An 11,666-nucleotide genomic window follows, 5' to 3' on the forward strand; every position below is an offset into this window, starting at 1 on the left:
AAGGCTATTGCGCGGGCAAGTGCGGGCGCGATCAATTGGTAGATTGGTCTCATGACAACGACGGTGGCCATCATTGGCGCAACGGGCAAGATGGGCAGCCTGGTCTCCGACCTGATCGACCGAACAGAGGGTTTTGAGGTCGTCGCCCGACTGGACTCGAAGAGCGAGCTCAGTGAGATGCTCGGGGCAGAGATTGCCATCGACCTCACCCGACCGGACGTGAGCCGGAGCGTCGTCGACTTTGCGACCGAGCACGGTTTGCGCGTACTCGTCGGCACCTCCGGCTGGAGCCAGGACGGCATCGATTCGCTCGACCGCCGCCTCGCCGGTCGTGACGATACCGGTGTCATCATCATTCCGAACTTCTCGATCGGCTCGGTGCTCGCCACGGCGTTCGCGGCCCTCGCCGCCCGGTTTTACGATTCCATCGAGATCGTTGAAGCCCATCAGCCATCCAAGGTCGATTCACCGTCTGGGACCGCGGTGCGCACCGCCGAACTGATCGGCCGGGCGCGCGCCGAACTCGGTCCGGTCTCCGCGCCGCACACCGACCAACGTCCCCGCGGGCAGCAGGTGTCGAGCGTGCCCGTACACAGCCTGCGCCTGTCCGGACTGTTGGCCCGTCAGGACGTGTTTCTCGGCGGTACCGGCGAAACCCTCACGATCAGCCACAACACACTCTCGCCGAACGCCTACGAGAGCGGCATTCTGCTGGCCCTCAATGCGACCCGAACGGCTACCGGGGTGACAGTCGGCCTCGATCAGGTGGTCGATCTGGGATTTGGCATTGCCGGCACCACCGAAAAGGCTTTCCAGTGAAGGGCAAGATCGCCGTCGTCGTCATGGCGGTGCTGCTGGTTTTCTACCTTGTGCTGGCCGGAGTGCGGGCCGTCGCGTTCATTCAGAGCGGCGAGCCGGTCGGCATCGCCATCGGGCTCGCACTGCTCATTTTGCCGCTGATCGGCTTCTGGGCGCTGGCGCGTGAAGTTGCGTTCGGCATCCGCTCTGAACGCCTGGTGCGTCAGCTCGACGACCTGGGGGAGCTTCCCGGCACCGATCTGCCGATGCGTCCGAGTGGTCGCCCCTACCGGGATGCCGCCGACGAGCAGTTTCCGGCGGCACAGGCTGCGGTCGAAGCTGAGCCGGAGAACTGGCACGCCTGGCTGCGCCTCGGCCTCGCCTACGACGCGTCCGGTGACCGCAAGCGCGCTCGCGGTGCGATCCGCACCGCGATTGCACTCGAGCGCACGCCGAAGTAACGAGTAGGCTACGGCTGGCGCAGCATCCAGGCGATCGCGGTCGCCGGATTGCGATGAAAGAACTCGAACCCGTCGTCCAGGAGCTTCTGGGCGCTGACCTGCTGGTCGGCGAGCAGCAGCTGGCGGGCGGCATCCTGCAGCAGCAGCGTCAGGATCTGCTTGGGCACCGGCACGACGAACGGTCGATGCAGCGCCGTGGCCAGCGCCTTGATGATGTCGTTCGAGGTCGCCGGGGTAGGCCCGACCAGGTTTACCGGGCCGGACAAGGTCGAGGTCAGCAGATGCACGATGGCCGCGGCCTCGTCGTGCAGGCTGATCCAGGCCCAGTGCTGCTGTCCGCCACCGAGTGGTCCGGCCAGGCCGAGCTTGGCCAGGGGAAGCACCGGTTTCAGCGCGCCGCCCTTGGCCAGAACGAGGCCGGTGCGCAGCGTCACAACGCGGGTCGGCTTCGGCGCCAGCTGGGCCGCAGCCTCCCACTGAGTAACGACGTCGGCTAGAAAATCGGTTCCCACAGCGGATGTTTCGCTCAGGATCTCCCCGGGCCGATCGCCGTAGACCCCAACGGCAGAACCGTTCAGGAGAACCGTCGGGGGAGTGGTGGCCTGGGCGAGGGCATCGGTGATCGTGCGGGTGGCCGACAGCCGTGAACTCAGGATCTCTTTGCGATACCCCGCCGTCCACGGCAGCCGCGCCAGTGATGCACCCGAGAGGTTGACGACCGCGTCAATGGTGTCGAGCACGTTCACGTCGAGGGCATGGGCTGCGGGGTCCCACCGAACCTCGTTCTTGCCGAGGGCTTCCCGCCGCACCAGCCGCACCGGGGTGTGCCCGGCGGCGGCCAGCTGGCGACTAAGCTCCCGACCGATGAGGCCGGAGGCTCCGGCGATCAGAACGCGCACGCCCTGACCTAGGCCAGTTCGGCTTCAATGGTGATGGGAATGCCCGCGAGTGCCTTCGAGATCGGGCAGTTGTCCTTGGCATCCTGGGCGAACACCTCGAACTCGGCCTCGGTAAGGCCCGGAATCTTGGCGCTGACCAGAAGGTGGCTTCCAATGACCCCGGTGCCGGCCGCAAAGGTGACGGCCGCGGTGGTCTGGATGCTCTCCGGAGTGTGGCCGGCCGAACCGAGTGCGTTGGCGAGGGCCATGGAGAAGCAGGCCGCGTGGGCTGCACCGAGCAGTTCCTCCGGGTTGGTCGTGTTCGACACTCCCTCGGCGCGGGCTTTCCAGTTCACCGAGAATTCGGCGGCGTGCGAGGAATCCAGGGTGACGGTGCCGGAGCCGGTCGGAAGATCGCCGGTCCAGACGGTGGTTGCTTCACTGGTGAGCGTCGTGGGCATGGTGTTACCTCCAGGTGATTGAATTCCACCCTAACCGTCTCACCTGCCCCGCGAAGGAGTCCCGTCTGGGAATTACCTGAGAGCCAGCCGACACGCCACGGGAGCAGGCAGGGTACCCTGCCGGGCGTGTTCCGGCAGCATTGGGCTGGGTGGCTCAGGCGTTCCCGACGGTTCGGCCGGCCCGGTTGAGCACACCGAATCGCACGAGCAGCAGGTAGATCTGGCAGCCGAGGCAGTAATCAAAGGCGGCGTTGAGAAAGGCCGCGACGAATGCTGCGGCCGCGGCGATGGGGATAGCGCCGGGAACTCCGGCCAGGCCCAGTGCCAGCCCAATCAGGGTCACCACGAGGCCGACGCCCTGGGCAAAAGTGGGCGGCGCGGCGTCCTCGAGCTCGGTCGGTGGCGCCAGGTGCGGTCGAACCCACCGCTTGAACACGAGGCCGTAGGGGTGCCGCCCGGCGCCGGCGAACGCGCCCCAGGCGAACAGGGCCGTAATCACAGCCAGCAGCGCCAGTGCGGCAGCGGATGCCCCGGTCAGCGACAAAAACACGACCGAGAGTAACAGCAGGGCCGTGATGGCTGCGCCGAAGCGGGGGCCGCGCGGATCGAGCGGGGGGCGGGACGACGTCGACATGTCAGCTCCGTTGACTGGTAATGAAGGGGTGGGAGTGCTGCGTGATCGCATCGAGGGTCGAGTTGATCGCGGCCCGGTTCGGCGCGCCGCCCACGCGAGCTCGCACTCGCCCGGTCGCGTCCAAAATCAGGGTCGTCGGGGTTTGAAGAATTGAATAGCGGTTGGCGAGATCGGCGCGGTGGGTGAGATCGACATCGACGTGCACGACTCCCGGGCGCTCAGCGGCCACGTCGCCCAGCAGCCGGCGGGTTCCGGGGCAACGGGCGCACATCTCGGTCGAAAACTGCAGCAGGGTAGCGGCGGGGCCGAACGGGGCCGTGGCCGCGACATCCGCTGGCGTGATGACGTCGCCGGCAACGCGGGCCACGCGTCCTTGGCGGGCTCGCCAGACGAGTCCAAGAACGGTCGTGGCCGCTAACAGGGCCAGTAACAGTCCGATCGCTTCGAGTGGGTTCATGTTGTCGACGTTACGTGGGCGCGGGTCTATTCGGGGGACTGTGACAAGAGATTACGGCTGCGCGCGGGCGTGCCGGCGAGCAGACCAGCTAGCCTGAGGCGGTGTCTGAAATTGAGTTTCGATCTGAAATGACCGTGGAGCTGGTGCGCGCGAGCGCTCACGATTCCGACGTACTGTTTGCCGCCCGGGTGTCGACCCTGGGAGAGCAGACGCTCGAGCAGGGCCAGCTCGACGGCTCAGCGAGTGAGGCCGATGAGAAGCGTGACCGCGGGCTGATCAATTACCTCATTCGCGACCGGCACGGTTCGCCGTTCGAACACAACTCAATGACGTTCTACGTGCGCGCGCCCATTTTCGTGTTCCGCGAATTCATGCGACACCGCATTGCCTCCTACAACGAAGAATCGGGCCGCTACCGGGAGCTGAACCCCGTTTTCTACGTGCCGTCCGCAGAGCGCAACCTCGTGCAGGTCGGCAAGCCGGGAGCCTACGACTTTCTGCCCGGCACGGCCGAGCAGACCGCGCTGGTGCAGCAGCAGACCCGCGCCGCCGCGATTCACGCCTACGAGGCCTACCAGCGGATGCTCGAAGCTGGCGTTGCACGCGAAGTCGCGCGCATCGTGCTGCCGCTGAACATCTACTCCTCCATGTACGTCACGCTCAACGCTCGCTCGCTGATGAACTTTCTCAGCCTGCGCACGAAACGGCAGGGGACGACGTTCCCCTCGTTCCCGCAGCGCGAGATCGAAATGTGCGCCGAGCAGATGGAAACCCACTTCGAGGCCTTGATGCCCCTCACCTACTCCGCATTCAATAAGAACGGCCGAGTCTCCCCGTAGCAGAGCGGATGCGGCGAAGCGATAGCCTGTACTTCGTGTCTACCTCTACGAATCCCTTTGGCCAGGTGCTGGTCGCACTGGTCACCCCGTTTACCTTTGATGGCGAAGTGGACTGGGCCGGGGTGGAGAAGCACATCGACGACGTCATCAACGCCGGTGCCGACGGCATCGTCGTCACGGGCACGACCGGTGAGACGAGCACCCTGACCGACCCGGAGAAGATCCGCCTGGTCGAGGTCGGCAAGTCAGTCGCGAACGGCCGCGCGAAGATCATCACCGGTGGTGGTTCGAACGAGACCGCACACGCCATGCAGCTCGCCCGGCAGAGCGAAAAGGCCGGCGCCGACGGCAACATGATCGTTACCCCGTACTACAACAAGCCGACCCAGGCCGGAATCCTCACCCACTTCCGCATGATCGCGGATGCCACCGATCTGCCCGTCATCCTCTACGACATCCCCGGCCGTACCGGTGTTGCAATCGCTTACGAGACCATCCTGCGCGCGGCCAAGCACCCCAACATCCTGGCCATCAAAGACGCCAAGGGCGACTTCGCGCAGGTCAGCCGGGTACTTAACCAGACCGACCTCCTGTACTTCTCCGGCGACGACCCCAACGTTCTGGCACACCTCTCGATCGGTGCGACCGGCCTGATCGGAGTCACCGGCAACATCACGGCGACCCCGTACCGGCACATGGTCGACGCCGTCAACCGCGGTGACCTCAAGGTCGCAACCAAAGCCCACCAGCAGCTAGAACCGCTCGTGCGCGCCGTGATGACCCACGTTCCCGGCACCGTCGCGGTGAAGTACATCCTGCACGGCCTCGGCCGCATCGGCAGCCCACGCGTTCGCCTGCCCCTGGTCGGCCCGGAGGACTCTGAAGCCGCTCAGATCGAGGACGAGCTGTCGCTGGTGCAGAACATTCCCGGCGTGGACTTCTCCAACTTCCGCCCCGACCGCAACGCGGCCGCCGGCGGATCGCTGCCCAAGGTCGCCGGCACCACCCGCTAAGCGCTTGCGCCGTCGGCGCCGGAGTCGGCTGAGGCGTCTCCGCTCGTAAAACGCTAGGATCAGCCCATCGAGCGCGACCAAGTCGGGTCGGCCGTGTGGGGAGTGTCGTGAACGTTGCACGCAAATGGGTCTTTCCTATTCTTCGATTGATTGTCATCGCGGCCATCGCGGTGGCGCTGGTCAAGCTGGCGTTCTACCCCGACAACGCGGTAAACAGTAATCCCGCCGAACCGACCGGCGTCATCGTCGAACCCCAGATTCCGGTTGCCCTCGGCACCATCAGCAACGACGTCACCCTGCCGGGCACGGTCAGCGCCGACCCGGCCGTCGCCGTCAAAGCGACCGCCATCGGAACGGTCGACGAGATCTTCGTGGCTGCCGGCCAGGCCGTGAACAAAGACGACAAGATCTACGACATTCGGGTCGAGACGATCAAAGACCCGGTCGAAACAACGGATGCCGACGGTAACGTCACCATCACCCAGCCCAAACCGGTGATCACCTTCGCCAAGGTACTGGCCCCGATCACCGGCATCCTGAGCTCGCTCACGGTGATCCACGGCCAAAGCGTGGCCGTGGGGGATTCGACCGGCCAGGTGGCACCACCGAGCTTCTCGGTGAGCGGAGCGCTCAGCCCCGAGCAGCAGTATCGGCTGCTATCCAAGCCGACCGAAGCATCCGTCGCGATCACCAATGGGCCGGCGCCGTTCACCTGCACGGGCCTGACCATCACCACCCCGCTGGCTGGGGAAGCGGCCGGCGGTGACAGTGGGACCGGCGGCCAGACGGGCACGAGCGGCACGACCGTCACCTGTGCGATTCCGGCCGAGGTGACAGTGTTCTCCGGACTGGCCGCGCAGATCACGATCGCGGCCGGCCTCGCCGAAAACGTGCTTGTCGTGCCAACAACTGCGGTCAAGGGGTCGGCCGAGACCGGTGTCGTCTGGTTCGTGTTGGCCGACGGTGGCACCGAAGAACGCCCGGTCACGCTCGGCATGACCGACGGCACCAACGTGCAGGTCATCGACGGACTCGTCGAGGGCGATGTGATCAATCAATTCGTGCCGGGCGCCCCCGTGGCTCCGGGAGCCGACGGCTGCGATACACAAACCGATGGTAGCCAAGTCTGCTACATGCCGAGCATCTCCAGCAGCGGGATCTCCCATTGACTTTTCTGCACCTGGAGGGCGTGACCCGCACAGTTCAGCTCATTGATGCGCCGCCGCTGACGATTCTCTCCGGTGTCGACCTCGACGTCGACGTGGGCGACCGTGTCTCGATCGTGGGCCGCTCCGGTTCGGGCAAGACCACCCTGCTCAACCTGCTCGGGCTGCTCGACAACCCCACCAGCGGCACCATGCTGTTTGAAGATCGCCCGGTGCAGTCGCTGTCCTCCGGCGCCCGCGACCGCCTCCGCGGCCGTGAGGTGGGTTTCATCTTTCAACAGTTCAACCTGCTCCAGGGCCGCACCGCCCTGGAAAACGTGATGACCCCGCTGCTCTACGCCGAGGGTCGCCAATTCTGGCAGCGCGCCCGCATCGCCACCGAGATGCTCGAACGGGTTGGCCTCGGAGATCGGCTGGCTTCACTGCCCGACAAGTTGAGCGGCGGTGAGCAACAGCGCGTGGCCATCGCTCGCTCGCTCGTGCGCGGCCCGCGGCTCATTCTCGCCGACGAACCTACCGGCGCCCTCGACCTGGAAACCGGCGAGACGGTGATGGACTTGATCGACGAGGTCGCCACCGAATCCGGGGCGGCGCTGGTCACCATCACCCATGACCCGGCCATCGCTGCCCGGGCCACCCGGCATCTGCGGCTCGACCACGGCGTATTGCAGGTCGCCAGCACCGTGCCCGCCAGTAGCGTGCCAGCATGAAGCGCCTCGCGAGCAACGTGGTCGGCGCCATCATCGAGGCCTGGCAGGAAGTATGCATCCACAAGACCCGCGTCATGCTGTCCCTGATCGGGGTGGCCGTCGCCGTCTGCGCCATCACGACCGTAGTCGGCCTCGGCGGGGTCGCGCAGCAGGCCACCGTGGAATCCAACGAACGATCGGGCGGCCGCCCGGCCAGCCTTTACCTGTCTGCGTCGATGAACGATGGCTCCACCCCCACCGAGATGCCTGAAATCTGGCGCACCGCGCTCGAACGGTACAAAATCGACTACGCCAGCCGTGTCGTCAATACGCAGCAGACGGTGCAATTCACCGACGGCGCCGTACCGGTGCAGACGATCGGGGTGGATCCGCCCTACGGCACCATGCACCGCATTACTCTCGAAGAGGGGAGCTGGTTCACCGATGACGACCAGACCCGGCTCGCTCCGGCTGTGCTCATCAACTCCATTTTCTGGGACCGCCTCGGCCGACCCGACCTCGCCACTCACCCGACCACCACCCTGCTCGGTGAAGGCTCTACGACGGCCGTCGTCACCGGCGTCTATCCGGCCCTCTCCTACGAGACCGAGCCGGCGATGTACATGCTCGCCGACGCACTCACCGCCATCACGCCGGTCGTCACCGACCCCAATTTTCAATTCGGGCCGCCGTCCTACGAGCTGTGGGTACCCGTTGACATCTCAGAACAGCTCGTGACCGCTCTGCAACGTGACGTGCAGGGCGCCCTGGGTGCTGACGCGTTCGTGCAGGTGAACCGGCAAGATTTCGCGGCTTACCAGGACGGCGACCCCTACCTCTCGCTCAAACTCACTGTCGGCGCCATCGCCGGTCTGGTGCTGCTGCTCGGAGCGCTCGGACTGGTCAATATCGCCCTGGTCACCCTCAAACAGCGCATCCGAGAGATCGGCATTCGCCGCAGCTTCGGGGCGACCGCCGGTCGGGTGTTCTTCGCCGTGATGATGGAAAGTGTTGTCGCCACCGTCGTCGCCGGCATCGTCGGCGTCATCGCCGCCGTTCTCATTGTCAAGAGTCCGTTCGTCGAGGACTTCATCAGCCAGGGCCAGGTCACCGACTTTCCACCGTTCCCGGTCGAAGCCGCCGTGCTCGGCCTGGTCTGCGCCACCGTGGTCGGCGCCCTCGCCGGGCTGATCCCCGCACTTGTCGCGGTGCGGGTGAAGGTGATCGACGCCATCCGCTACTAAACTAGCGCGCGACAAACGGATGCTGCCGCGTGCGCAATACCCGCCTGTCGCGAGGGCCGTGGGCGTGGGGTCGGCCGAATGTCGGTGGTGCTTGGTAGCGTTATTTCATGGCTACGAGCACTAAGTCGACCGGGCGTGCCCGCACCCCGGCAGCGAAGGGCGCTCCGGCGCGCAAACCGAGGGCGACGAGCGCCGGCGGTACCACCGCGCAGAAGACCGTCAAATTCACCGCTGTCGACGTGAAGCCGAGCCTGGGTGCCCGCGCCTGGATGGGCCTGGCCCACCTCGCGGGCGCAGCAGCCCGTGCCCTTGGCCCTGAAAAACTCTCCAAAGACGAACGCCGCGACGGTCTGCCGTTCTTTCTCGTGCTGCTCGCCATCTCCGGCGCCATCGTTGAGTGGTTCCTCATTAACAACCTCGTCGCCCAGCGGCTCGACGCCTACACCTTCGGTGGCCTGTTCGGCCGGGTTGCCTTCGCCCTGCCGGTCATTCTGCTGCTGTTCTCGGTCTGGCTGTTTCGCAAACCCAGTTCGGTGCACGATAACGGCCGCATCGGCATCGGACTCAGCCTTCTGCTGGTGACCATCTCCGGGCTCTGCCATATCTTCGGCGTGCAGCCGCAGCCGCAAGACGGCATGCCGGCCCTCGCGCTGGCCGGTGGGGTCATCGGGTGGATGATCGCCGCCCCGCTGATCATGCTCACCACGTCGATCGGTGCCACAATCGTCGTCATCCTGCTGTTGCTGCTGAGCCTATTCATCATCACCAAGACCCCGCCGAACCGGGTCGGTCAGCGTTCCCGGGAGCTCTACGACTGGCTGTTCGGCGCCCAGCTGACGGCTGACGAAGAGCAAGCGGCCGCGAAAGCGACCAAGAACGGCAAGCCGGGCAAGACCGCGCAGGTCGAGCTTGACGGGCTCAATGTTGATTCAGGCGATGACGTCGATTCTGAAGGCGCGCTGCCGTGGTGGCGGCGCAACAACAGCAAGCGCGAGGAAGACCCCGACTTCGGCAGCGCGCTGTCGACCGAGTCGAAGGCCGGCCCGGCTGAGGTGGCTCCTGACCCGCTCAGCGTGCTGCTTGGCGGCAATCAATCGCGCGGCGGCTTCGACAGCGCCATCGAATCGGAGGTCACCCACCACACAGCTCCGCCCGAACGCGACCACTACGGCACCGAGGTGCTCGAAGACCTGCGCAAGGCGGAGCTCGCCGTCAAACGATTCACCGGTGAAGTCGACCTCGGCACCGGTCCGTCCACCGGCCTGCACTCCGACGACCCGGCCGGGCACACCGAAGTACTACCCGGCTTCGACGACGTCTTCCCCGAACTCAGCCAGGCAGTGGATGCCTCTGGCGCGGCCCTTCCCCCTCTCGCCTCCACTGACCCCCACCCGGCCATTCCTTATCTCGTGCCCGCGGCATCCACTCTCACCGCCGGCCCGCCGGCCAAAGCGCGCTCGGCCGCCAACGACGACGTCGTGAAGTCGATCACCGAGGTGCTGCGCCAGTTCCAGGTCGACGCGAAGGTCACCGGATTCTCCCGTGGCCCAACGGTCACCCAGTACGAGATCGAACTCGGCCCGGGCGTCAAGGTGGAGCGGGTTACCGCGCTCAGCAAGAACCTCTCCTACGCGGTCGCCTCGAATGAGGTGCGCATCCTCTCGCCCATCCCCGGCAAGAGTGCCATCGGCATCGAGATCCCCAACACCGATCGCGAAATCGTCACCCTCGGCGACGTGCTGCGGTCGAGCACCGCCACTAATGCCACCCACCCGATGACTATCGGTGTCGGCAAGGACGTCGGCGGCGGTTTCGTCATCGCCAACCTCGCAAAAATGCCCCACCTGCTCGTCGCCGGCTCCACCGGATCCGGCAAGTCCAGCTTCGTGAACTCCATGATCACCAGCCTGCTCATGCGCGCCAAGCCGAGCGACGTGCGCATGGTGCTGATCGACCCGAAGCGGGTCGAACTCGCCGCCTACGCCGGCGTGCCGCACCTCATCACGCCCATCATCACGAACCCGAAGAAAGCCGCCGAAGCGCTGCAGTGGGTCGTGAAAGAGATGGACATGCGTTACGACGACCTTGCGAGCTTCGGCTTTCGCCACATCGACGACTTCAACAAGGCCGTCGTCAATGGCGAGATCGTGCTGCCGGCCGGCAGCGAACGCAAACTCAAGCCCTACCCCTATCTGCTGGTCGTCGTCGACGAGCTGGCCGACCTCATGATGGTCGCCCCGCGCGACGTCGAGGACTCCATCGTGCGCATCACCCAGCTGGCCCGCGCCTCGGGAATTCACCTCGTGCTCGCCACCCAGCGACCCAGCGTCGACGTCGTCACCGGTCTGATCAAGGCCAACGTGCCCTCACGCCTCGCCTTTGCTGTGACGAGCGTCACCGACTCCCGGGTCATCCTCGACCAGCCCGGCGCCGACAAGCTCATCGGGCAGGGCGACGCACTGTTCCTGCCGATGGGTGCCTCCAAAGCCGTGCGCGTGCAGGGCGCCTGGGTCACTGAAGACGAGATCGAGAAGGTCGTCAAGCATGTCACCATGCAGGCCCGTCCCGACTATCGGCCCGACGTTTCCATGGTCGCCCCGCGCAAGGAAATCGACTCCGACATCGGCGACGACCTTGAGGTGCTGCTTGCCGCGGCGGAACTCGTCGTGTCCACCCAGTTCGGGTCCACGTCGATGCTTCAGCGCAAACTGCGTGTCGGCTTCGCCAAGGCCGGCCGCCTGATGGACCTGCTCGAATCCCGCGAGATCGTCGGCCCCTCCGAAGGCTCCAAGGCGCGCGACGTGCTCGTGAACGCGGAACAGCTGCCGAGTGTGCTCGCCCGCCTGCGCGGCTCCGACGACGAACAGCACGCCCTCAAGGCGCAGTCCGACGATTCGCGTGCTGCCTCCGCGCCCGACCCACGCTACGCCGATGACCCGGTCGAGAAAATGTCACAGGGGTATCCTGAGGTGGACGGCGCCTTGGACGACGAGGATGCCTGGAAACTAACCGGCAGGGACTGAACC

The 11,666-nt window shown here is 65.8% G+C and carries 12 protein-coding genes; 8 read left to right on the forward strand and 4 right to left on the reverse strand.

Features of this window, described 5'->3' with window-relative positions; translation table 11 throughout:
- The first annotated feature begins 51 nt into the window (after window positions 1-51).
- The gene (gene dapB, locus BLS91_RS12180) at window positions 52-819 is read left to right on the forward strand and encodes a 4-hydroxy-tetrahydrodipicolinate reductase (RefSeq protein WP_092341021.1); all 768 of its coding nucleotides are present in this window, start codon (window positions 52-54) and stop codon (window positions 817-819) included.
- Window positions 820-842: 23 nt separating this feature from the next.
- Entirely contained in the window at window positions 843-1,259 is a 417-nt protein-coding gene (locus tag BLS91_RS12185) for a tetratricopeptide repeat protein (protein ID WP_420838504.1), read from the forward strand.
- Window positions 1,260-1,267: 8 nt separating this feature from the next.
- On the opposite strand, the gene BLS91_RS12190 is transcribed toward BLS91_RS12185, so the two are convergent.
- The 4 genes from BLS91_RS12190 to BLS91_RS12205 all read right to left on the reverse strand — a co-directional run bounded on the left by BLS91_RS12190 (window position 1,268) and on the right by BLS91_RS12205 (window position 3,689).
- Entirely contained in the window at window positions 1,268-2,158 is an 891-nt protein-coding gene (locus tag BLS91_RS12190; RefSeq protein WP_092341024.1) for a TIGR01777 family oxidoreductase, read from the reverse strand.
- An 8-nt stretch (window positions 2,159-2,166) separates the two neighbouring features.
- Window positions 2,167-2,598, reverse strand: coding sequence for an OsmC family peroxiredoxin (locus tag BLS91_RS12195; protein WP_092341026.1), 432 nt, complete (start codon window positions 2,596-2,598; stop codon window positions 2,167-2,169).
- A gap of 154 nt (window positions 2,599-2,752) precedes the next feature.
- Window positions 2,753-3,232 (reverse strand): DUF4395 domain-containing protein, encoded by a 480-nt coding sequence (locus BLS91_RS12200; RefSeq protein WP_092341027.1) that lies wholly within the window; start codon window positions 3,230-3,232, stop codon window positions 2,753-2,755.
- Between the two features lies 1 nt (window position 3,233).
- On the reverse strand, window positions 3,234-3,689 hold the full coding sequence (locus BLS91_RS12205) for a TlpA family protein disulfide reductase (RefSeq protein WP_092341028.1): 456 nt from the start codon (window positions 3,687-3,689) through the stop codon (window positions 3,234-3,236).
- Between the two features lie 128 nt (window positions 3,690-3,817).
- On the opposite strand from BLS91_RS12205, the gene thyX reads away from it, so the two are divergent.
- From thyX to BLS91_RS12235, 6 genes are all read left to right on the forward strand, one after another.
- Complete coding sequence (thyX, locus tag BLS91_RS12210; protein WP_233206122.1) at window positions 3,818-4,528, forward strand: FAD-dependent thymidylate synthase; 711 nt, start codon at window positions 3,818-3,820, stop codon at window positions 4,526-4,528.
- 35 nt (window positions 4,529-4,563) lie between these two features.
- A complete protein-coding gene (gene dapA / locus BLS91_RS12215; protein ID WP_092341106.1) occupies window positions 4,564-5,541 on the forward strand; it encodes a 4-hydroxy-tetrahydrodipicolinate synthase in 978 nt (325 codons plus the stop codon).
- Window positions 5,542-5,648: 107 nt separating this feature from the next.
- Complete coding sequence (locus BLS91_RS12220) at window positions 5,649-6,710, forward strand: efflux RND transporter periplasmic adaptor subunit (RefSeq protein ID WP_174774978.1); 1,062 nt, start codon at window positions 5,649-5,651, stop codon at window positions 6,708-6,710.
- Window positions 6,707-7,417 (forward strand): ABC transporter ATP-binding protein, encoded by a 711-nt coding sequence (locus BLS91_RS12225; protein WP_092341030.1) that lies wholly within the window; start codon window positions 6,707-6,709, stop codon window positions 7,415-7,417. Before BLS91_RS12220 ends, BLS91_RS12225 begins: the two co-directional genes overlap by 4 nt.
- Window positions 7,414-8,640, forward strand: a complete 1,227-nt coding sequence (locus BLS91_RS12230; protein WP_092341031.1) for an ABC transporter permease — start codon at window positions 7,414-7,416, stop codon at window positions 8,638-8,640. Before BLS91_RS12225 ends, BLS91_RS12230 begins: the two co-directional genes overlap by 4 nt.
- Before the next feature lie 107 nt (window positions 8,641-8,747).
- A complete protein-coding gene (locus BLS91_RS12235; protein WP_092341032.1) occupies window positions 8,748-11,663 on the forward strand; it encodes an FtsK/SpoIIIE family DNA translocase in 2,916 nt (971 codons plus the stop codon).
- The last annotated feature ends 3 nt before the right edge of the window (window positions 11,664-11,666 follow it).

Source organism: Cryobacterium flavum (genome assembly GCF_900103805.1).
In the GTDB taxonomy this organism is placed as follows: Bacteria; Actinomycetota; Actinomycetes; order Actinomycetales; family Microbacteriaceae; genus Cryobacterium; species Cryobacterium flavum.